Annotated in this window: 17 protein-coding genes; 9 read left to right on the top strand and 8 right to left on the bottom strand. The window is 72.6% G+C overall.

Annotated features, from left to right (window positions below; genetic code table 11):
- Position 1: 1 nt before the first annotated feature.
- The 3 genes from DWB77_RS27950 to rsmH all read right to left on the bottom strand — a co-directional run bounded on the left by DWB77_RS27950 (position 2) and on the right by rsmH (position 5,103).
- The gene (locus DWB77_RS27950) at positions 2–1,669 is read right to left on the bottom strand and encodes a UDP-N-acetylmuramoyl-L-alanyl-D-glutamate--2,6-diaminopimelate ligase (RefSeq protein ID WP_174248635.1); all 1,668 of its coding nucleotides are present in this window, start codon (positions 1,667–1,669) and stop codon (positions 2–4) included.
- A gap of 15 nt (positions 1,670–1,684) precedes the next feature.
- On the bottom strand, positions 1,685–3,604 hold the full coding sequence (locus DWB77_RS27945) for a peptidoglycan D,D-transpeptidase FtsI family protein (protein ID WP_120728341.1): 1,920 nt from the start codon (positions 3,602–3,604) through the stop codon (positions 1,685–1,687).
- 512 nt (positions 3,605–4,116) lie between these two features.
- Complete coding sequence (gene rsmH, locus DWB77_RS27940) at positions 4,117–5,103, bottom strand: 16S rRNA (cytosine(1402)-N(4))-methyltransferase RsmH (RefSeq protein ID WP_120724225.1); 987 nt, start codon at positions 5,101–5,103, stop codon at positions 4,117–4,119.
- Between the two features lie 378 nt (positions 5,104–5,481).
- On the opposite strand from rsmH, the gene DWB77_RS27935 reads away from it, so the two are divergent.
- The 4 genes from DWB77_RS27935 (at position 5,482) to DWB77_RS27920 (ending at position 11,048) form a co-directional block, all read left to right on the top strand.
- Positions 5,482–6,048, top strand: coding sequence for a beta-class carbonic anhydrase (locus DWB77_RS27935; protein ID WP_120724223.1), 567 nt, complete (start codon positions 5,482–5,484; stop codon positions 6,046–6,048).
- 217 nt (positions 6,049–6,265) lie between these two features.
- On the top strand, positions 6,266–7,276 hold the full coding sequence (locus DWB77_RS27930; protein ID WP_120724221.1) for an AAA family ATPase: 1,011 nt from the start codon (positions 6,266–6,268) through the stop codon (positions 7,274–7,276).
- Entirely contained in the window at positions 7,276–8,643 is a 1,368-nt protein-coding gene (locus DWB77_RS27925; protein ID WP_120724220.1) for a DUF58 domain-containing protein, read from the top strand. Before DWB77_RS27930 ends, DWB77_RS27925 begins: the two co-directional genes overlap by 1 nt.
- Positions 8,640–11,048, top strand: a complete 2,409-nt coding sequence (locus DWB77_RS27920) for a transglutaminaseTgpA domain-containing protein (RefSeq protein ID WP_120724218.1) — start codon at positions 8,640–8,642, stop codon at positions 11,046–11,048. The genes DWB77_RS27925 and DWB77_RS27920 overlap by 4 nt, the downstream gene beginning before the upstream one ends.
- 639 nt (positions 11,049–11,687) lie before the next feature.
- Here DWB77_RS27920 and DWB77_RS27915 read toward each other — a convergent pair.
- The 3 genes from DWB77_RS27915 to DWB77_RS27905 all read right to left on the bottom strand — a co-directional run bounded on the left by DWB77_RS27915 (position 11,688) and on the right by DWB77_RS27905 (position 13,844).
- The gene (locus tag DWB77_RS27915; protein ID WP_120724216.1) at positions 11,688–12,077 is read right to left on the bottom strand and encodes a DUF3040 domain-containing protein; all 390 of its coding nucleotides are present in this window, start codon (positions 12,075–12,077) and stop codon (positions 11,688–11,690) included.
- Positions 12,078–12,384: 307 nt separating this feature from the next.
- Positions 12,385–13,143, bottom strand: coding sequence for a class I SAM-dependent methyltransferase (locus DWB77_RS27910; RefSeq protein ID WP_120724214.1), 759 nt, complete (start codon positions 13,141–13,143; stop codon positions 12,385–12,387).
- Positions 13,144–13,304: 161 nt separating this feature from the next.
- Positions 13,305–13,844, bottom strand: coding sequence for an SAV_6107 family HEPN domain-containing protein (locus DWB77_RS27905; protein WP_120724212.1), 540 nt, complete (start codon positions 13,842–13,844; stop codon positions 13,305–13,307).
- A gap of 227 nt (positions 13,845–14,071) precedes the next feature.
- Here DWB77_RS27905 and DWB77_RS27900 point away from each other — a divergent pair, with 227 nt between their 5' ends.
- From DWB77_RS27900 to DWB77_RS27880, 5 genes are all read left to right on the top strand, one after another.
- Positions 14,072–14,851: an ATP-binding cassette domain-containing protein gene (locus DWB77_RS27900; RefSeq protein ID WP_246033664.1), complete on the top strand. Its 780-nt coding sequence runs from the start codon at positions 14,072–14,074 to the stop codon at positions 14,849–14,851.
- Entirely contained in the window at positions 14,823–16,907 is a 2,085-nt protein-coding gene (locus DWB77_RS27895; RefSeq protein WP_120724210.1) for a YhgE/Pip family protein, read from the top strand. The genes DWB77_RS27900 and DWB77_RS27895 overlap by 29 nt, the downstream gene beginning before the upstream one ends.
- 11 nt (positions 16,908–16,918) lie before the next feature.
- Complete coding sequence (locus DWB77_RS27890; RefSeq protein ID WP_120728338.1) at positions 16,919–17,527, top strand: TetR/AcrR family transcriptional regulator; 609 nt, start codon at positions 16,919–16,921, stop codon at positions 17,525–17,527.
- A gap of 310 nt (positions 17,528–17,837) precedes the next feature.
- The gene (locus DWB77_RS27885; protein ID WP_120724208.1) at positions 17,838–18,455 is read left to right on the top strand and encodes a DUF4126 domain-containing protein; all 618 of its coding nucleotides are present in this window, start codon (positions 17,838–17,840) and stop codon (positions 18,453–18,455) included.
- Positions 18,456–18,486: 31 nt separating this feature from the next.
- Positions 18,487–19,998 (top strand): phytoene desaturase family protein, encoded by a 1,512-nt coding sequence (locus DWB77_RS27880; protein ID WP_120724206.1) that lies wholly within the window; start codon positions 18,487–18,489, stop codon positions 19,996–19,998.
- A gap of 30 nt (positions 19,999–20,028) precedes the next feature.
- Here the strand turns inward: DWB77_RS27880 and DWB77_RS27875 are convergent, their stop codons facing one another.
- On the bottom strand, positions 20,029–20,874 hold the full coding sequence (locus DWB77_RS27875; protein ID WP_120724204.1) for a hypothetical protein: 846 nt from the start codon (positions 20,872–20,874) through the stop codon (positions 20,029–20,031).
- A 62-nt stretch (positions 20,875–20,936) separates the two neighbouring features.
- Positions 20,937–21,854, bottom strand: coding sequence for a methylenetetrahydrofolate reductase [NAD(P)H] (metF, locus tag DWB77_RS27870; RefSeq protein ID WP_120724202.1), 918 nt, complete (start codon positions 21,852–21,854; stop codon positions 20,937–20,939).
- Positions 21,855–21,879 lie beyond the last annotated feature (25 nt).

Below are 21,879 nucleotides of genomic sequence, written 5' to 3'. Positions count from 1 at the left end.
TTCATCCCTGACTTTTCTGGATGGCGGCGCGGAGGACGAGGCGGTCGTCGAAGGGGCGTACCACTCCGTGGATGTCCTGGCCCTGTTCATGGCCCTTGCCCGCGACGAGCACGGTGTCACCGGGTTCGGCGCGGGCGACCGCGGAGGCGATGGCGGCGGCGCGGTCCTCGAAGACCTGGACCTCACCGCGCTCGTGGGCCGGCACCTCGGCGGCGCCCGCCAGCATCGCGGCGAGGATCGCGAGGGGGTCCTCGGAGCGGGGGTTGTCGGAGGTCAGTACGGCGGTGTCGGCGAGCCGGGCGGCGGCGGCGCCCATCGGGGCCCGCTTGGTCTTGTCGCGGTCGCCGCCGCAGCCGAGCACGATGTGCAGCTTGCCCTCGGTGACCTTGCGCAGCGAGCGCAGGACCGACTCGACGGCGTCCGTCTTGTGCGCGTAGTCGACGACGGCGAGGTAGGGCTGGCCCGCGTCCACCCGCTCAAGACGGCCCGGCACGCCGGGTACGGCGGCCACTCCGTCGGCGGCGGTCTGCGGGTCGAGGCCGGCGACGGCGAGCGTGACGACGGCGGCGAGGGTGTTCGCCACGTTGAACGGGCCCGGCAGCGGGGCGGTGGCGGAGATCCGCTCGCCCTGCGGCGTCACCACGGTGAAGGTGCTGCTGTCCTGGCGGACCTGGACGTCCTCGGCCCGCCAGTCGGCGTCGGGGTGGCCCTCGGCGGAGAAGGTGGTGATCTCGATGCCGGCCTCCTTCACCAGCCTGCGGCCGTACTCGTCGTCGAAGTTGACGACGCCTCGCTTGGCCCGCCGGGGCGTGAACAGCTGCGCCTTGGCCTGGAAGTAGTCCTCCATGTCGGAGTGGAACTCCATGTGCTCCGGGCTGAGGTTGTTGAAGACGGCGACGTCGAAGACGCAGCCGTCGACCCGGCCCAGCACCAGGGCGTGGCTGGAGACCTCCATGGCGACCGAGTCGACGCCGCGCTCGCGCATCACCGCGAACAGCGCCTGGAGGTCGGTGGCTTCGGGCGTGGTGCGCTCGGACTTGATGCGCTCGTCGCCGATGCGCATCTCGACCGTGCCGATCAGGCCGGTCGCGTGCCCGGCGCCGCGCAGCCCGCCCTCGACGAGGTAGGCGGTCGTGGTCTTGCCGGAGGTTCCGGTGATGCCGAGCTGGAGGAGGTCACGCCCGGGGTGGCCGTAGATCTCGGCGGCGAGTTCGCCCATGCGGCCGCGCGGGTCCCCGGCGACCAGGACGGGCAGGCCGGTCGCGGCGGCCCGCTCGCGGCCGGCCGGGTCGGTCAGCACGGCGACCGCGCCGAGGCTCGCGGCCTGGGCGGCGAAGTCGGCGCCATGGGTGTTGGCGCCCGGCAGCGCGGCGTACAGGTCTCCGGGGCGTACCGCCCGGGAGTCGTGGGTGATGCCGGTGACCTCTCCCGATCCGGGACTGTTCGTCCCCAGGCGCTCGGCCAGCTCGCCGAGCGGGGTCGGACGGGCCTGTTCCGGTCGGGGCGCTCCCGGCTGTTTCGCGGGGGCGTCCTGCTGGGCGGTTCGGTACTGATCAGCGTGTGGCACGGCGGTGAGCGTACCGGGCGCACCCGTCGGGTCGCCAAAAGAGGGGGGCACGGCGTCCTGGGTCCCGTCCTGGTTCCCAGGGCCGCGGGTGATGGTTGTCACTGAGGCTTCCGGATTTCAGTCGTTGCCGCCGAAGGTGACGGGCAGGTTGGGAGGCTGGGCTCCGCTGGGCGGGATCTGGAGGGTCTTGAGGGCGAACTCCATGACCTGCTTGTAGATGGGTCCGCAGATCTGACCGCCGAAGTAGCTGCCCCTGGTGGGGTTCTGGATGGCGCAATAGACGGTGATCTTGGGGTTGTCGGCGGGCGCGAAGCCCGCGAAGGAGGCGGTGTAGCCCTTGTAGGTGCCGGTCTTGGGGTCGACCCGGTTGGCGGTGCCGGTCTTGCCCGCGACCCGGTAGCCGGGGATGGCCGCCTTGGTGCCGGTGCCCTCGGCGTCGCCGACGACCGATTCGAGCATCTGGGCCAGCGTCTTGGCGGTCTTCTCGCTGACCACCCGGGTCTGCCGGGGCGGCGGCGCCGGGGTGAACCGCCCGTCCGGCCCCTTGGTGCCGCGCACCAGGGTCGGTTCGATGCGGACCCCGCCGTTGGCGATGGTCGAGTACACGGAGGCGGCCTGCATGGCGTTGAGCGAGAGGCCCTGGCCGAAGCGGACCGTGTACTGCTGCGAGGTGGACCACTTGTTCGCCGGGGCGAGGATGCCGGGTGTCTCGCCGGGGAAGCCGAGGCCGCTGGGCGAGCCGATGCCGAACTTGCGCAGGTAGGAGTACAGGACGCCGTCGGCCTGGGCGTCGGTCTTGCCCAGCTGCTCGACGGCGAGGATGGTGCCGATGTTGCTGGACTTGGCGAGCACGCCGTTGAGGGTCAGGTTCCAGGTGGCGTGATCGACGTCGTCCTTGAAGAGCCGGTCGCCGCGCTGGAGCCGGTTGGGCACCACCACATGGGTGTCGGGGGTGGCGACGCCCTCCTCCAGGACCGCGGCCATGGACATGACCTTGGCGGTGGAGCCGGGCTCGAAGGCGTCCTGGAGCGCCGCGTTGCCCATCGCCGCGGCGTTGGCCTGGGCGATGTTGTTCGGGTCGAAGCCGGGCGCGTTGGCCATCGCGAGCACCTCGCCGGTGTCGGACCGCTGCACTATGACGTAGCCACGGTCGGCGCGGGACTCGGCGACCTGGTCGGCGATGGCCTTCTGCGCCATCCACTGGATGTCGCGGTCGATGGTCAGCTCGACGTCGGAGCCGGGCACGGCCGGGGTCTCGCGGGTACCGGCGGTGGGCACCCGCCGGCCGCCGGACTGGGCGTAGGAGATCTTGCCGTCGGTGCCGGCCAGCTCCTTGTTCAGGGACGACTCCAGGCCGCCGCCGCCCTTGCCCTCGGCGTTGACGTAACCCAGTATCCCGGCGGCGAGATCGCCGTTGGGGTACACCCGCTTGGTGCTGGACTCGTTCAGGACGCCAGCCAGCACATTGGCGCCGGGGCCGCCCTTGGCGCGGTCGGCGGCCGCCTTCTCGCCGAGGACCTTCTTGAGGTCCTTGATCTGGTTCCAGACCTGCGGGGTCTGTCTGCGGGCGAGCACCACATAGCGGGTCCTGGGCGTCTTGAGCTTCTTGGCGAGCTCTGCCTGGCCCTTGCCGATCAACGGCGCGAGCAGCGCGGCCGCCTGCTCCGCGGCGTCCGGGATCTTGGCGCTCTCGGGGGTGAACAGGGTGGGGTCGGCGGTGATGTCGTACGCGTCGACGCTGGTGGCGAGCGCGATGCCGGCCCGGTCGGTGATCCTGCCGCGTTCGGCGGGCAGCGCGTAGCTGGCGTACCGGTTCTTGTCGGCCTTGGCGGCGTACGCACTGGCGTCGACGGCCTGCACCTGGAGGAGCCGCACCACGAAGGCCAGCATGACCAGGGTGAGCCCGAGGCTGACCAGGCGCAGGCGGGGCCGGTGGCTGCCGAGCTTGAGCTTCTTGGCGGCCGGGGGGCGGCGGGCCGGCGGGCGGGAGCGCGCGGGCGGGGGCACCCGGCGGCGCGGGGGTTCCTTGGGGCTCACTGCGTCACCTGCCGGGGGTCGGGGAGGTCTTCGCCGGCCGGCCGGGCTGGGGGCCGGGGTGTGGCGCTGCTTGGGGCGCGGTGCGGGGGCCTGGCTCGGCGCCCCGGGCAGCGGCGCGGGCTCGGCGGCCTCGGCGGGCGAAGGGTCGCCCGCGGTGCCGGGGACGCCCTTGACGGTGCCGTCGGGGCCGAGGAAGACGGGGTTGCCGCCGGGGACCATGCCGAGGTCACCGGCCCGGCGGGAGAGTGCGTCGGGGGCGGACAGGTCGTCCACGTCGCGCTGGAGGGCCTGCTGTTCGTCGGTGAGTTCGGTGGTCTGCCTGCGGTACTCGCTGAGCTTGAACGAGCCCTCGTTGAGTGCCGAGTTCAGGACCAGGAGCGTGATGAGCCCGCCGCCGAGCAGGGCGACGACGAGGAGCACGAAGGGGGTGCGGGCGGCGCTGTTGGCCCCCTGCGACGGCATCAGCCTGCCGAGCCGCGCGGCGGTGCCGCGCAACTGCATGGCCGGTTTGCTCACACGTCCTCCCTGATCCGCTGGACCCCGCGGAGCCGGGCCGGGGCCGCGCGGCGGTTCTCGGCGACCTCCTCCTCCGTGGGGAGTTCGGCGCCGCGGGTGAGGAGCTTGAGCCGCGGCTGGTAGCGCTCGGGCACCACCGGGAGCCCGGGCGGCGCGGTGTTGGCGGCGCCGGCCGCGAACACCTGCTTGACGATGCGGTCTTCGAGGGACTGGTAGGAGAGCACCGCGACCCGGCCGCCGAGCGCGATGGCGTCGACCGCGGCGGGGATCGCCCGCTCCACGCTGGCGAGTTCGCCGTTGACCTCGATGCGCAGCGCCTGGAAGGTGCGCTTGGAGGGGTTGCCTCCGGTGCGCTTGGCGGCCTGCGGCAGCGCGTCGCGGATCAGCTCCACGAGCCGGGCACTGTTGCTGAACGGCTCCTTCTCGCGCTCGCGCACGATCGCCGAGACGATCCGCTTGGCCTGCTTCTCCTCGCCGTACGCCCGCAGGATCCGCACGAGTTCACCGGGCGGGTAGGTGTTGAGCACCTCGGCGGCGCTCATGCCCGTCGACTGGTCCATACGCATGTCCAGGGGCGCGTCCTGGGCGTAGGCGAACCCTCGGTCGGCCTCGTCGAGCTGCATCGAGGAGACGCCGAGGTCGAACAGGACGCCCTGGACGCGGGGCGTGCCGAGACGTTCCAGCACGTCGGGGAGCTCGTCGTAGACGGCGTGCACCAAGGTGGCGCGCTCCCCGAAGGGGGCCAGGCGCTCAGCGGACAGGCGCAGTGCTTCCTTGTCGCGGTCGAGGGCGATCAGGCGCGCCTCGGGGAACCGGGTGAGCAGGGCTTCGCTGTGGCCGCCGAGGCCGAGGGTGCAGTCGACGACGACCGCACCCGGCTCGGTCAGGGCCGGGGCCAACATGTCCAAGCATCGCTGGAGCATCACCGGGACGTGTCGCTGGCTCAAAGCCGCCCTCTCAAGGTCCGGCGCACCGCCGCGCATACGGGCCGGTTCCCGCTCTCTGCCCGGAGGCGAACGGCTGGCGCCGGGGAAGGGGCGTCAGCCGACCGGAGGGCGGGAGGGGGCCGAGCCGTACGCGCGCCGGGCACGCGGGTAAACGTATGGTCCGGGAGGACGTGCTTCCCGGAGGCCTGGGGTTCCGCACAGGGGAGACCAGCTGTCACTGCTCCCGCTTCGCGTCACTTTAGTCCACCGGTCCTGCGGGTCAATCAACCCTCCAGCGCGCCGCGAGGCACTTTAATCACTCGTTCGGGTGAACACCGGTGAGGTCTGTGGGTTACCTCACAGGCGCCCGAGTTGACGCTCTTTTTCCGACTCCACGACAAGACTCCGAGATCAGCGGCGGCTACCGTCATACATATGTCGACTCCTGCGCACATACCCGCAGAGCCTCCCGCTCGCAGGCCCCGTCTGACCGTCCGCAGCGGAGGGACGGTGACGGACCGGCTGGTCGAGGCGAACCGCCAGTACGCCGCCGCCTTCACCGACCCCGGCATGGACGCCCGCCCCGTCCTGCACGTCGCCGTCGTGGCCTGCATGGACGCGCGCCTCGACCTGCACGCCGCGCTCGGCCTCGAACTCGGCGACTGCCACACCATCCGCAACGCGGGCGGCGTGGTCACCGACGACGTGATCCGCTCCCTCACCATCAGCCAGCGCGCGCTCGGCACCACCAGCGTCATGCTGGTGCACCACACGGGCTGCGGCATGGAGACCCTGACCGAGGACTTCCGGCACGCGCTGGAGCAGGAGGTGGGCCAGCGCCCGGCGTGGGCCGTCGAGTCGTTCCGCGACGCCGACCAGGACGTACGCCAGTCGATGCAGCGGGTGCGGACCTCGCCGTTCCTGCCGCACGTCGACGACGTCCGCGGCTTCGTCTTCGATGTGACGACGGGTCTGCTGCGCGAGATCGACCCGGTGGCCTGACCGCTCAGGCCGGCTGAGAGCTCAGGAACGGAAATAGGGGGACAACTCACCATGAAGACCCCCCAGTTGTCCACAGGCGAGTGACACGACGCGGCAACGGCAACAAGAATGCGGATGTGACAGAGGGCCGAACCGTTCGGCCGCGCTGTCCGTACTTCGGGGTGGGCCGTGCCGTGCGCAGTGCGTCGGCCCGTATGCAAGGGCCGAGGAGGGCCGGGTGACGACCTATGACGATCGAGCGAGCCTCAGCGATCTGACCGCCACGGCGGAGCGTGTCCGCGGGTCGGTGGAGCGTGTGATCGAGGGCAAGCCCGAGGTCGTACGGCTTTCGCTGACCGTACTGCTCGCCGAAGGGCACCTCCTGATCGAGGACGTGCCCGGCGTGGGCAAGACCATGCTGGCCAAGACCCTGGCCAGATCCATCGACTGCTCGGTCCGGCGCATCCAGTTCACGCCCGACCTGCTGCCCTCGGACATCACCGGGGTGTCGATCTACGACCAGCAGCGGCGGGACTTCGAGTTCAAGCCCGGCGCGATCTTCGCCCAGATCGTGATCGGCGACGAGATCAACCGCGCCTCGCCCAAGACCCAGTCCGCGCTGCTGGAATCGATGGAGGAGCGCCAGGTCACCATCGACGGGCAGACCTACGAACTGCCCAGTCCTTTCATGGTCGTCGCCACCCAGAACCCGGTCGAGATGGAGGGCACCTACCCGCTGCCCGAGGCCCAGCGCGACCGGTTCATGGCCCGGGTGTCGATGGGCTACCCCACCCCCGAGGCCGAGCTCCAGATGCTCGACGTGCACGGCGCGGTCTCCCCGCTCGACGACCTCCAGCCGGTGGCGCACGCCCACGAGATCGTCAAGCTGATCGACGCGGTCCGCGGCGTGCACGTCGCGGACGCGGTGCGGCGCTACGCGGTGCAGCTCGTCGGCGCGACCCGCAACCACCCGGATCTCAGACTCGGCGCCTCGCCGCGCGCCACGCTCCATCTGCTGCGCGCCGCGAAGGCGTCCGCCGCGCTGAGCGGCCGGGAGTACGCGCTCCCCGACGACGTGCAGGCCCTGGCCGTCGCGGTGCTCGCCCACCGGCTGCTGCCCACCGCGCAGGCCCAGCTCAACCGGCGCACCGCCGAACAGGTCGTCCTGGAGATCCTCCAGCACACGCCCGTTCCGCAGGCCGGGAACCCGCTGTACGGCCAGCAGCCGCCCGGCGCCCGGCGGCTGTGATGGAGGCCGGGGGGCTCCCCGCCGAGTCCGCCGACGAACAGGCGCGCGGCGGCCTCTGGGCCGCCCTGGCCGGCCTCACCACCCGGGGCCGCTCCTTCCTGGCCGCCGGCGTCGCCGCCGCGATCTGTGCCTTCGTCCTCGGCCAGGAGGACCTGCTGCGGGTCGGTCTGCTGCTCGCCGTGCTGCCGCTGGTCTGCACGGTGGTGCTCTACCGCACCCGCTACCGGGTCGCGGGCAGCCGCCGCCTGGCCCCCGGCCGGGTCCCGGCCGGCTCCGAGGCGCGGGTCCATCTGCGGCTCGACAACGTCTCGCGGCTGCCCACCGGCCTGCTCATGCTCCAGGACCGGGTGCCCTACGTCCTCGGCCCGCGCCCGCGTTTCGTGCTCGACCGGGTCGAGGCGGGCGGCAAGCGCGAAGTGTCCTACCGGGTCCGCTCCGACCTGCGCGGACGCTATCCGCTCGGCCCGCTGCAACTGCGCCTCACCGACCCGTTCGGGATGTGCGAGCTGACCCGCGCCTTCAGTGCGTACGACACGTTGACCGTCATCCCCAGGACCGAGCCGCTGCCGCCGGTACGGCTCTCGGGCGAGGCCGCCGGGTACGGCGACGGGCGGCACCGCTCGCTCGCGCTCGCCGGTGAGGACGACGTGATTCCGCGCGGCTACCGGCACGGGGACGATCTGCGCCGGGTGCACTGGCGCTCGACCGCGCGCTACGGCGAACTGATGGTGCGCCGCGAGGAGCAGCCGCAGCGGGCCCGCTGCACGGTGCTGCTCGACACCCGGGACATCGCGTACGCGGGAGCCGGCCCCGACTCGGCCTTCGAATGGGCGGTGTCGGGCGCGGCCTCGGCCCTCACGCACATGCTGGAACGGGGCTTCTCCGTACGCCTGTTGACCGACACCGGCAGTTCCGTGCCGGGTGACGGCGCGGGCGGGTTCGCCGGTTCGACCCAGGACTCCTCGGACTCGGCCGGGCTGATGATGGACACCCTCGCCGTCGTCGACCACTCCGACGGCGGCGGCCTCTCCCGCGCGTACGACGTGCTGCGCGGCGGCAACGAGGGGCTGCTCATCGGCTTCTTCGGGGACCTCGACGAGGAGCAGGCGGCGGTCGCGGCGAAGATGCGGCGGCGCAGCGGCGCCGCGGTCGCCTTCGTGCTCGACAGCGGTCTGTGGACGCACGGCTCCCCCGAGCGCGGCCCGGTCGAGGAACGGCTGCGGCTGCTGCGCGAGGCGGGATGGACCGCGCTCCAGGTGAGCCCGGGCGCCTCGCTGCCCGAGCTGTGGCGCCAGGCAGGACGGGAACGCGGCGTCACGGGGGCGGCGTCCGGTGGCGCGGTCGGCACGGCAGGGGGATGGTCATGAGCGGGCGCGGACGTCTGGCGCTGTGCGCCTATCTCGCCACGGTGCTGGCGGCCTGCTCGATGCTGCCGCTGGTCGACCCGGCGAGCTGGATCCTGCAAGCGGCCTTCCTGCTCGCGCTCGTGGCCGGGGTCGGCGCGCTGGCCCGGCGGGTGCCGCTGGCCCGGCCGCTGACCGTGCTCGCCCAGTTGGTCGTGGCCCTTCTGCTGCTGACCCTGGTCTTCGCGCGGCATCAGGCACTCGGCGGGGTACTGCCGGGCCCCGACGCCGTGGAGCGGCTCAACTCCCTTCTCCAGCAAGGCACTTCGGACGTCGGGCAGTACGCGATCCCGGCGCCCGCCACCCCGGGCATCCGGCTCATGATGGTCGGCGGGGTGCTGATCATCGGCCTCGCGGTGGACGCGCTCGCGGTGACGTTCCGCAGCGCGGCCCCGGCGGGTCTGCCGCTGCTCGCGCTGTACTCGGTGGCCGCCGGGCTCTCCTCGGGCGGCGCGAGCTGGCTCTGGTTCGTGCTCGCGGCCGCGGGCTATCTGCTGCTCCTGCTCGCCGAGGGCCGCGACCGGCTCTCGCAGTGGGGGCGGGTCTTCGGCGGCGCGGCCCGCGCTCCGGGCCGCGCCCAGCAGGGCGTGTTCGACAACGCGGCGCCGCTCGCCCCGGTCCGTACCGGACGGCGCATCGGGGTGCTCGCGCTCGGCATCGCGCTGGTGATCCCGGCGCTGCTGCCCGCGCTCGACGGCGGCCTGCTCGGCGCGGCCGGCGGCGGTGGGGGCGGCGACGGCAGCGGCGGGACGATCTCGGCGGTCAACCCGCTGGTGTCGCTCCAGAACAGCCTGAACCAGCCCGAGGACCGCGAGGTGCTGCGGTACAACACCAACGCCGAGGACACCAAGGAGCTGTATCTGCGCATCGTCGCGCTCGACGAGTTCGACGGGGCCTCCTGGAAGTCCTCGGAGCGGCACATCAAGGACGTGCCCGATCCGCTGCCGCGGCCCGACGGGCTGAGCCCGGTGGTCGCCACCACCGAGGTGCAGACCAGCGTCTCGGCGGCCGGCTGGTACGCGCAGAGCTGGCTGCCGATGCCGTTCCCCGCGACCCAGGTGAAGATCAAGGGCGACTGGCGGTTCGAGCCGGTCGGGCGGACCCTGGTCGGCGACCGCAAACAGACGACCCGCGGCGCGCAGTACACGGTCGGCAGTCTCCTGATCCGGCCCACGGCCGCCCAGTTGGCGAACGCCGCGGCCCCGCCGGCGGAGCTGCTGAAGGAGTACACGCGCGTTCCGGACTCGCTGCCCTCGGTGGTGAGCGCCACCGCGCGCCAGGTCACCGGCGGCGCCTCGAACAACTACGAGAAGGCCGTCAAGCTCCAGGACTGGTTCTCCACCAACGGCGGCTTCACCTACAACACGCGCGTCCAGTCGGGCAGCGGCACCGAGGCGATCGCCAACTTCCTTCAGGAGAAGGAGGGCTTCTGCGTCCACTTCTCCTTCTCGATGGCCGCGATGGCCCGCACCCTGGGCATCCCGGCCCGGGTCGCGGTGGGCTTCACGCCCGGCACCCCGCGCGCGGACGGCACGATGTCGGTGGGCCTGCGCGACGCGCACGCCTGGCCCGAGCTGTACTTCCAGGGCGTGGGCTGGACGCGCTTCGAACCGACGCCGACCCGGGGCACGGCCCCCGACTACACCCGCCAGCAGGCCCCCGCGGGCAGCCCGAGCAGCCCGGCCGAGCCGTCCAAGCGGGCCTCCGCCGAGCCCTCGGCGGCGCCCTCCGTCGCCGACTCCTGCCCGCCGGCCGCACGCCGTCTGGGCGACTGCGGCCCCTCCGCCGCGGCGGGCGTCGCGGCCCCGACGGACGGCGGCCCCTCGGCCTCGGCCCTGCTCGGGGTGGCCCTGGGCGCGGTGGTACTCCTCGCCCTGCCGCTGCTGCCCCTGCTGTGGCGCACGCGGATACGGGCCCGACGGCTCGGCTCCGGCGGGCGCACCCCGGCCGACGCGGTGGCCCGGACGCTCGCCGCCTGGCAGGAGATCACCGACACGGCCTGGGACCACGGCATCCTGCCGGACGAGTCGCAGACGCCCCGCAAGGCGGCGGCCCGGGTGGTGCGTCTGGGCGGCCTGGACGGCGCGGCGGCCGAGTCCGCGCACCGGGCGGCGAGCGCGGTGGAGCAGGTCCTGTACGCCCCGGTCCCCCAGCCCACCCCCGGCCTGGTCGACGACGTGGCCCGCGTGACGTCCGGCCTACGCGCCCGGGCGACCCGCCGCCAAACCCTCCGGGCGATTCTCGCGCCGCGCTCAGCCGTGCGGGTGATCTGGGCGGGGGCGCTCCGCTGGGGGCGGGTGCGGGGGGCACTCTCAGGCTTCGCCCGAACCACGGGCACGCGCCTACGCCCCGGCTCCCCGAGAGGCTAGACCCCCCCCTCGCCCTCGGCCCGGGGCGGGCGGGGCCCCCTGCCCCCGGGTGCGGGTGGTTCGGGGTTGCGTTGGCTTTCGGGTGCGGCCCGTGCGGCGCTGGTCGCGCAGTTCCCCGCGCCCCTTAACCCTCTCGACCCTGCGGACCGTGGTCGCTTCTCGCGCAGTTCCTCGCGCCCCTGAAAACCCGTTTTCGAGTGCGGGTCGCGGGTGGCTGGTCGCGCAGTTCCCCGCGCCCCTAACTACTCGGTGCTGGGGCACCTACAGCCCGTCCGGCGATTGAGGACGAGCGCCGTTCAGGCGCGATACGGGGTCTGGGGCGGAGCCCCAGGAACCCCGATGTTCGGCTGCGGACCGTGGTCGCTTCTCGCGCAGTTCCCCGCGCCCCTAGCTACTCGGTGCTGGCCAGCATCGGCCACCTCAGCCCGTCCGGCGATTGAGGACGAGCGCCCTTAAGGCGCGAACGGGGTCTGGGGCGGAGCCCCAGGGGGCCGGAACCAACCAACCCGCTGCACGGGCGGGTGGGTGGGCAAAAGGGCTCGGGGTCTGGGGCGGAGCCCCAGGGAGGGGGGATAGCTAAGGGGCGGGCACCTTGGTTAGGTGGGCCGCCCCTTTGGTGCAGGTCAGAACGGGGCGGGGCTAGCGCCCCTCATCGCGGCGCCGCTGCCACCGCTGCTCGATCCGGTCCATCACAGAACGCCGCTGCCGCACCTGCCGAGGCCCCGCGGCACCACCCGGCCGCACCTGTTCCCCCGGCCGAGGCGCCTTGCGCCAACCGGTCACCGCGAGCACCGCACATCCGAGCATGACGAGGAAACCCACCACGCTGATCCAGATCTGCTGCGCGACCATTCCTGCCATGAGGAGCGCGATACCCACCAGGAAGCCGGCGACCGCCTGGTAGACCCGTCGCCGGGTGTACGTACGCAGCCCGCTTCCCTCAAGCGCTGTCGCGAACTTGGGATCTTCGGCGTACAGCGCTCGCTCCATCTGCTCGAGCATGCGCTGCTCGTGCTCCGAGAGCGGCACGGAGTCCTCCTACTCGTCGGTCGCGGGGGGCGACCGGATGCGGCCCCTTCAGGATAGGCAGGGAATCGCCCCCGTGAAACCCGCCCTCTACGCCAAATCACCAACCCGGCCGCCACAGCGAATCGGCTGTGGAGATTCAATTCCCCAAGAGTCGATCCGTCATGCCGGACGGTGTCCCCCGATCATACGGGGCGAAGTCGCCGATCGGGGGGCCTGTGGCGTACTCCATGCGGCACAGCGTCGCTGATCAGCCCGCCGGAGGCCGGCCGAGCGGAACAGGGACGCGGGAGCGGCCGCGGGGCGGAGGTCAGCCGCGCTTCTCGCCGAGGACGTGCAGCTGGGTGGCGATGGCGTGGAAGGCGGGGAGTTCGGCGGCGGCCGCCTCCAGCTTGAGGAGCGCGTCGAGGGCGCCCGGCTCGGTGTCCACGAGGACGCCCGGGACCAGGTCGGCGAAGACCCGTACGCCGTGGACGGCCCCGGCACTCGCCCCGGCCGCGGCGACGAGCTCGGTGAGGCGCTCGGCGGTGAACCGGTGCGGCACGGGGTCGCCGGCGCCCCAGCGGCCGGCCGGGTCGGAGAGCGCGTGCTGGGCCTCGGTGAAGTGCCCGGCGAGCGCGCGGGAGATCACCGCGCCGCCGAGCCCTGCGGCGAGCAGGCTGAGCGCGCCCTCGGGCCGCAGCGCGTCCACCGCGTTGCGCACGCCTTCCGCCGGGTCCTCGACGTACTCCAGGACGCCGTGGCACAGCACCGCGTCGTAGCCACCGCGCTCGACCACGTCGAAGAGGCCGAGCACGTCGCCCTGGACGCCCTGGACCCGCTCGGCCACCCCGGCCTCGGCGGCCCTGCGCTCCAGCGCGAACAGCGCGTTGGGGCTGGGGTCGACCACGGTGACGCGGTGGCCGAGGGCGGCCAGCGGGACCGCGAAGTTGCCGGAGCCGCCCCCGGTGTCCAAGACGTCCAGGGCCGCGCGCCCGGTCGCCTGGACCCGGCGGTCGAGCGCTTCCTTCAGGACCTCCCAGACCACGGCGGTACGGAGGGAGGCGCGGGGGCGCATGGGGTCCGACACGGCAGTTGACTCCTCGGCGCGGTGCCGCCGCGGACGCGGCGTGGGAAGGGTGAAGACCCGTCCACCCTAATGGGATGTGGTGAACGGCCCGTCATCCCTTGTACCTCCCCGACCAGCATCCGAAGCATCCGGTCGGCGCGGGCCGCCGCGCCGGGGCGCCGTCAGCCCTTCCTCCTTTCCGCCTCCGGCTCGCCCGGCCTCGCCTGGGGCAGCACGGGCTGGAGGACGAGCAGGCGCTCGACGAGGCGCAGGAACATCGCCGCGTCGCGGAGCAGGTCGTCGGCGTCCCGGGTGGTGGCCGCGCCCGGGATGCCGGCCTCGGCGCGGGCCCGCCGGTCCGCCCCCGAGGCGAACAGGGCGCTCCACTCGGCCAGTTCGGGCGCTATCTCCGGCAGCACTTCCCAGGCGCTGCGGATGCGCCGGCGCCGGCGCGGGGTGGTCTCGGGCCGGCCGCGGGCGGCCAGCACCGCGGCGGCGGTGCGCAGGGCGGCCAGATGGGCCGTGGCGTACCGCTCGTTGGGGGCGTCCAGGACGGCCGCCTCGTCGAGGCCGCCGCGGGCCTGGGCGAGCAGGTCCAGGGCGGCGGGGGGTGCGCCGGCCCGGCGCAGCACGGGGTGGACGTCGGTTGCGGCACCGTTCAGTGAGGGGGCAGGGCTGCTTGCGCGGCGCCGGGGTACAGCTGCTGCGTGGGAGCTGGCCATGACGAACCTCCTGTCGTCGTGTGACGGCACTGTGGCCGTATGTGTCCATCGTGAGGGGCACCACTGACAATCGGCCGGGATACGTGGCTGACCTGCTGCTTTGCCTCGCATAGGGGTTCGGGCTATCTTTTGTACTGACCAGTCAGTTCAAAAAGGGCCGGGTCGGGTTCTCCGGCCCGGGGACGCGCAGAGCAGGGGGAGACGTGGCGCGCAGAGCAGGGGGGAATGTGGAGAGTTCGCACGCGGACGTGACCGGCGCCGCGATCCATGCCGAGGGCTTCGGGCTCAAGGGGCCGCGCGGCTGGGCCTTCAGAGGGGTCGGCGTCGACGCCGAGCCCGGTTCGCTGGTCGCGGTCACGGGCCCCTCCGGCTCCGGCCGCACCTGTCTGCTGCTCGCCCTCACCGGCCGCATGAAGCCCGCCGAGGGCCGGGCCCGGGTGGCCGACCAGCCGCTGCCCCGCAAGATGGCGGCCGTGCGGCGGATCAGCGCGCTCGCCCACGTGCCCGGTGTCAGCGAGCTCGACCCGGCCTTCACGGTCGCCGAGCACCTGCGCGAGCGCGTGATGCTCAAGCGTCGCTACGGCGGTTCGGTGCGGGCGCTGCTGCGCTCCCCCGCCACCCGCCGGGCCGAGTCCCGCGCGTTGATCGACGACGCGCTCGCCGCGGCCGGACTCGACCTCGCCTCGCTGCCCAAGCGCGGGGCCACCGCCGTACGCGACCTCGAACGCCTGGAGGCGCTGCGGCTCACGGTGGCGCTCGCGCTGATCCAGGAGCCGCGGCTGCTCGCGGTCGACGACACCGACATGAAGCTCTCGGACGAGGAACGGGCCGCCGCCTGGGCGCTGCTGCGCTCGGTCGCCGACTCGGGCATCACCGTCCTCGCGGTGTGCAGCGAGTCGCCCGCCGAGGCCGACACCACCGTACGCACGACAGGATCCGGCGCCGGGGACGGGGCCACGGACGAGGAGGGGGCGGCGGATGCGTTCGCCACGACTGGCAGCGCTTGAGCTGAAGCGGTTCGGCAGGGGGAAGCTGCCGCGGGCCGCTCTGGTGGCGCTGCTCCTGCTGCCGCTGCTGTACGGCGCTCTCTACCTGTGCTCGTTCTGGGACCCCTACAGCCGGCTCGACCGCATACCGGTGGCCCTGGTCAACGACGACAAGGGGGCCGAGGCCGCCGGGCAGAAGCTCCAGGTGGGCGACGAGCTCAGCAAGAAGCTCCGCGACAGCAAGACCTTCGAATGGCACGAGGTCAGTGACGCCGCGGCGCGCGAGGGGCTCGAAAAGGGCACGTACTTCCTGTCGTTGACGGTGCCGTCGGACTTCAGCCAGAGGATCGCGTCCAGCTCCGGGGAGTCTCCCGAGACGGGCGCGCTCCAGGTGCACACCAACGACGCGAACAACTACATCGTGGGCTCGATCTCCCGCACGGTCTTCGCCGAGGTGCGCGCCGCCGCCTCCACCAAGGCCTCGCGCTCCTTCCTCGACAAGATCTTCATCTCGTTCGGCGACCTCCACGACCAGACCGAGAAGGCGGCCAAGGGCGCGGGCGACCTCAAGGACGGGCTCGGCAAGGCCAAGGACGGCTCCAAGCAGCTCGCCGACGGCCTCAAGGACGCCAAGGACGGCAGCGGCAAGCTGGCGGGCGGCATCACCCTGCTCGACACCGGCGCGGGCACCCTCGCCGGCGGCGCCCAGCAGGTCGCCGACGGCACCCAGCGCCTCGCGGACCAGGCCAACGCGGCGGCCGGGCAGGCGCGTCCGTACCTCAAGGACAACGGCAAGACGGTCGGGGACGCGGCGAAGCTGCTCGCCGACTCGATCCAGCCCGTGCGGGACAACCTCAAGAGGATCATCGAGCTGGCCCCCGAGGCGGCGGCCGGCACCCGTAAGGCCTCGCAGGACGTCAACGCACTCCACCAGCAGCTCTGCGTGGACCAGCCCGCCGACGGCAAGGTCTGTCCGGTGCTGAGCAAGGCCAAGAAGGCGATGGCCACCGGGGCAACCCTTACCGCGGACGTCAACAACCTCGTCAAGGACCAGGGCGGTGACTTCAAGAAGCTCGACAAGAGCCTCGAAGACCTCCAGACCCAGGCCCGTGCCCTGGCCGCGAAGGCACCGCACCTCGCCGGCGACCTGGACCAGAAGATCGCCGACGTCAACAAGCTCAACAAGGGCGCGCACGACGTCGCCAAGGGCGCGCGCGACATCCACACCGGCCTCGGCAAGGCCAAGACCGGCGCCACCGACCTCGACACGGGTGTGGGCAAGCTGAAGAAGGGTGCGGGCGCGCTCGACGGCGGGATCGTCAAGCTCTCCGACGGCTCGGTCCAGCTGTCCAACGGCCTGCACGACGGCGTCGGGAAGATCCCCGACTACGACAAGCAGCAGCGCGACCAGCGCACCGAGGTGATGGCCGACCCGGTCAAGCTGGCCTCCCAGGCGATGCACAAGGCGCCCAACTACGGCACCGGCTTCGCCCCGTACTTCATCCCGCTCTCCCTGTGGGTGGGCGCGATGGTCGCGTACATGCTGATCGCGCCGCTCAACCGGCGCGCCCTGGCCGCCGGGGCCTCGGCCTGGCGGATCGCCCTCGCGGGCTGGCTGCCGGTGGCGGCCATCGGGCTGCTCCAGATCGCCGCGCTGATGTCGGTGCTGCACTTCGGGCTCGGCCTCGAAATGGAGCGGACCGCGGGGACGCTGGGCTATCTGGCGCTGGCCTCCTGCTGCTTCACCGCGATCGTGCAGTGGCTGAACGCCAAGTTCGGCGCGGCCGGACGCATCCTGGTGCTCGCCCTGCTGATGCTCCAGCTGACCTCGGCGGGCGGCACCTACCCCGTCCAGACCAGCCCGGCCTTCTTCAACGCCATCCACCCCTATCTGCCGATGAGTTACGTCGTGGACGGGCTTCGCCGGCTGATCACCGGCGGCGATCTGGGCGTGGTCTGGCAGGGTTGCGCGGTCCTCGCGGCCTTCACCGCGGGCGCCCTCGCCCTCACCGCGCTCTCCGCCCGGCACAAGCAGGTCTGGTCGCTCGACCGCCTGCATCCGGAGCTGAGCCTGTGAGAATCGACGCCATGGACAGCAGCAGCACCAGACGGCAGGCGACCCGGCAGAAGCTGTACGAAGCCGCCGTGACGCTCATCGCCGAGCAGGGCTTCTCGGCCACCACCGTCGACGAGATCGCCGAGCGGGCCGGCGTCGCCAAGGGCACGGTCTACTACAACTTCAAGAGCAAGACCGAGCTCTTCGAGGAGCTGCTGCGCCACGGCGTGGGTCTGCTGACCGCGTCCTTGCAGGCGGCCGCGGACGAGACCGACGAGCGGGGCGGCACCAAGGTCGAGGCCCTGGACGCGATGATCCGGGCCGGCCTGGGCTTCATCCACCGCTACCCGGCCTTCACCCAGCTCTACGTCGCCGAGCTGTGGCGCACCAACCGGGCCTGGCAGTCGACGCTCCTGGTGGTGCGCCGCGAGGCGGTGGCCGTGGTGGAGACGGTCCTTCGGGACGCGGTCGCCGAGGGCGAGCTGAGCGAGGAGATCGACATCCCGCTCACGGCGGCGGCCCTGGTCGGCATGGTCCTGGTGGCCGCGCTCGACTGGCAGGCCTTCCAGAGCGAGCGCTCCCTGGACGACGTCCACGCGGCGCTCTCCCGGCTGCTGCACGGCCGGGTCGGCGGGCGCTAGCCGAACGCCCCGCAACGCGCGGACGCCGGGCCGGTGCGGTTCAATCCCCCTTGAACCACACCGGCCCGGCGCTTCCCCCGTACGTCCCCCCGGGTCTCCCCCACCCCCGTCACGTCCGGGGAGCCGCGCCGGTTCCGCCGCCCCGTGTCGGCGGTGCCGGCGCCGCGCCCCTTCCGTGGCCTCCACCTTCCCTTCTGCGCAGGTGGGAGCCCATCCGTGCGGGTACTCATCTCGCCCTCTAGGTACGGATACTCAGAGGTCCGCGCACAACCCCGGACCCGGCCCCGCGCGACTGACTACGATCACGTCCGTGTCCGTACTCCCCCTCGTGTTCACCAGCGGCTGGGCGAGCGGAATCAACGCGTACGCGGTGGTCCTGCTGCTCGGCATCTTCGGCGCCACCGGACTCACCGACGAGGTGCCCGAGGCGCTCCAGCGGCCCGATGTGCTGATCGTGGCCGGCGTTCTCTTCCTCTGTGAGGCGGTCGCGGACAAGATCCCGTACGTGGACTCGGTCTGGGACTCCGTGCACACGGTGATCCGGCCGATCGCGGGCGCGGTCGTCGGCGCGCTGCTCGCCGGGCAGAACGGTTCGCTGCCCGATCTCGCGGCCGGCGCGGTGGGCGGTTCGACGGCGCTGCTGAGCCATCTGGTCAAAGCCGGGACGCGGATGGCGGTGAACACCTCGCCCGAGCCGTTCAGCAACATCGCGCTGAGCACGGCGGAGGACCTCGGGGTCGCCGGGATCATCAGTTTCGCGATCTTCCATCCGCTCGCGGCGGCCGTGATCGCGGGCGTCCTGCTGCTCCTGGGCGTCGTGATACTGGTCGTGCTGTGGCGGAAGATCCGCCGGTTTCGGCGGCGCAGGGCGCAGCGCCGGGAGGAGAAGCGGCTGGCCGCGGCGGGGGTCGTCCGGCCTCCGGAGTGAGCTGTCAGTGGCGGCGGATAAAGTCGCCGGCATGGCACGGATTGTGGTGATCGGCGCCGGCATGGGCGCCATGGCGGCTGCCGCCCGGCTGGCCGTAGCAGGCCACCGGGTGACGGTGTACGAGCGCTCGGCGACCTACGGCGGCGCTCTGGGACGGTTCGAGCGGGACGGGTTCGTCTTCGACACCGGCCCCGGTCTGCTGCGGCTGCCCGCCGTCTACCGCGACCTGTTCGTGAAGACCGGCAAGGAGCCGCTGGAGAGCGTCGTGGAGCCGGCCCCGGTGGATCCGGCCGTGCGCCATGTGTTCGCCGACGGCACCGAGGTCGCGCTGCCCAACGCCTCGCGCGCGGGCGTGATGTCCGCGCTGGACGACGCCCTGGGCGCGGGGGCGGGCGAGCGCTGGGGGGCCTTCCTGGTCCGGGCCCGCGAGGCCTGGGACCGCACCCGCAGGCCGCTCCTCGAGGAGCCGCTGTGGCCCAACTGGGAGGTGCTGGCCCGCGAGCCCTACCCCGCGCTCAAGCAGCGCCGGCTGCTGCGCGCGCCCCGCCAGGCGGCCACGCTCGGCGAGGTCGCCGCGTGGGAGCTGGGCGGCGGCCGGCTCGGCGCGCTCCTGGAGAGCTACGCCCTGGAGTACGGCCTGGACCCGAGCACGGCCCCCGCCTCCGCGGCCGTGCTGCCGTACATGGAGCAGACCTTCGGCAGCTGGTATGTGCGCGGCGGCATGCGGGAGTTGGCGCGGGCGGTGTACGAGCGCTGCCTGGCCAGGAAGGTGGAGTTCGTCTTCGGCGCCGATGTGCGGCTGGTCCGCGAGAAGGACGGCCGGGCCGCCGGTGTCGAGCTGGCCGACGGCGCCGTCATCGAGGCGGACCACGTGGTGTGCGGCGCGGATCCGCGCGGCCTCCAACGGATGCTTGTGGAGCGGGAGTTGTGGGGTGCGGACCGGGTGCGGCCCGCGGCCGCGCTCGGGCCGAGCCGCTTCACCGTGCTGCTCGCGCTGCGCGGTGGGCGCCCCTCGACCGCCGCGCACCGCACGGTGGTGCACTCCCCGGACGCCGCCGCCGAGGCCCGCACGGCCTTCGCGGGCCCGGGCACCGAACGGCCCACGGTCACGGTGCTGCGCCCCGACGACCCGGCGGTGCGCCCGGACGAGGACCACGAGGCGGTGACGCTGACGGCGACGGTCGCCCCGCACGGCCCGGTGGACTGGACGGACGAGCGCCTTGTCCTGCGGTACACGGAGGAGCTGATCGCGGCCGCCGAGCCGGCCGTGCCCGACCTTCGGGAGCGGCTGCTGTGGCACGAGACGCGCACCCCGGTCGATCTCGCGCGGGCGACCGGCGCCGAGGGCGGTTCAGTGCCCGCGCCCTCCCTCGCCGGGGCCGGAGCCGCGTTCCTGCACCCGGCGAACACGACGGCGCTGCCGGGGCTCTACACGGCGGGCGGCTGGGCGCACCCCGGGGGCGGGCTCGCGCACGCCGGGATGTCGGGCGCGCTGGTGGCCGGTCTGATCGTGGAGGGGGACGACTTCCGCGGCTCGCAGTGAGCCCGGCCCGGGCCCGTCGACAGCGGCGCGTCAGTAGCGGTAGGGCTGCTGCTCGGGGTGGTGCGGCAGGTCTGTGTGGTTCGGGTGGTTCGGGTCGTAGGGCGGCTGGGCCTGCTGCTGCTCATAAGGGGCGTACTCACCGTCGCGCTGCTGGGGCACCCAGACACCTCCGGGCGGGGTGTCCGTGCCGTACTGCGCGGCGAGCGGATCGGGATAGGAGTGCTGGCCGCCGAAGCTGTCGTAGGCGCTGTAGGTGCCGTACGCCTGGCCCCCGTTGCCGATGTACGGATCCGAGTAGGCGGCGTACTGCTGCTGTCCCGTGCCCGTCTCGTCGTACGGCGGGGCGTAGGGGTCGGCGTAGGGCTGGTGCGGGTCGTACGCGCCGTACTGGGCGGGGCCCTCGCCCTCGCTCTGCTGGGCGGGGCGGTAGATGCCGTACTGGCCGGTCTCGTCGGGCATCGGCAGCGGCTCGTAGACCGAATCGGCCGGTGCCGCGGACCCGTTGGGGTCGAAGGGGTCGGCCTCGGCGGGCTCCCCGTACTGGAGGTCGGAGACTTCCAGGACCGGCTCCGGCGCGGCGGCGCCCCTGCGGCCCGCCTTGCGGCGGCGGCTCGCGCCGGGCCTGCCGCCCAGCGCCCAGCCGGTGGAGAAGCCGCGCCGGAAGGAGAGGGTGACATACACCTGGCCGACCGCGAAGGCGATCGCACCCACGATGATCACGAGGACGGACGGGATGAGGACGCCGAGGACCACACCGAGGAATCCGGTGAAGGCCAGCAGCCTCCAGCGCAGTCGCGCCTTGTACTGCAACAGCACTTCGCCGAGCAGCCACAGTGCGACGACTCCGAACGCGATGTAGAGGACCGTCCAGCCCATGTACGCCCCTCATTCTCCTGTCCCGGGTACAGCTGTCCCCTGACCCGGGTACCGGTCTCCGGCTACGCCTGCTGGTGCAGACCGAGATTCTCGTAGATTTCGAGCGTCGCCGTGGAGTTGTTGAGGGTAATGAAGTGCAACCCGGGAACGCCATCGGCGAGCAGCCGTGAGCAGAACTCGGTGGCGAACTCGATGCCAATGGAGCGTACAGCGGCCGGATCGTCCTTGACCGCAAGCATCCTGGCCCGAAGCTCCTCCGGGAAGACCGCGGTGCTGAGTTGGGGCAGGCGCTCCAACTGCTTCACGCTGGTCACGGGCATGACCTCGGGGATGATGGGGGTTTCGCAGCCGGCCGCCGCGACCCGGTCGCGCAGCCGCAAATAGTTCTCGGGCTCGAAGAACATCTGCGTGATGGCGTAATCGGCGCCCGCGCGGCACTTGTCCACGAAGTTCCGGATGTCGGAATCCCAGTCGGTGGAGCGGGGATGCATCTCGGGGAAGGCCGCGACGCCCACGCAGAAGTCGCCCGACTCCCGGATGAGCGAGACCAGTTCGGCCGCGTAGGTCACGCCCTGGGGGTGCTTGACCCACTCCCCCATCGGGTCGCCCTTCGGGTCGCCGCGCACCGCGAGGATGTTGCGGATCCCGGCATCGGCGTACTGGCCCACCGTGTGGCGCAGTTCGGCGACCGAGTGCCCGACGGCGGTGAGGTGGGCGACCGGGGTGAGGGTGGTGTCCTCGGTGATCTGCTGGGTGGCCTCGACGGTGCCGGTACGGGTGGTGCCGCCGGCGCCGTACGTCACGGAGACGAAGTCGGGGGCGACCGCTTCGACCCGGCGCAGCGCGTTCCAGAGGTTCCGTTCGCCCTTCTCGGTCTTGGGGGCGTAGAACTCGAAGGAGTACGTGGTCTCGCCGGTCGCGAGCATGTCGCGCACGGTTCGTGCGCGATCAGTCCTGGTGGAAGCAGTGCCAAGGGCCATACTGGCAGGTTAGCCACGGGGCGTC

Source organism: Streptomyces hundungensis (genome assembly GCF_003627815.1).
GTDB classification, from domain to species: domain Bacteria; phylum Actinomycetota; class Actinomycetes; order Streptomycetales; family Streptomycetaceae; genus Streptomyces; species Streptomyces hundungensis_A.
Note: the sequence above shows the minus strand (reverse complement) of the source record. Positions and strands in the feature narration are given on the sequence as shown.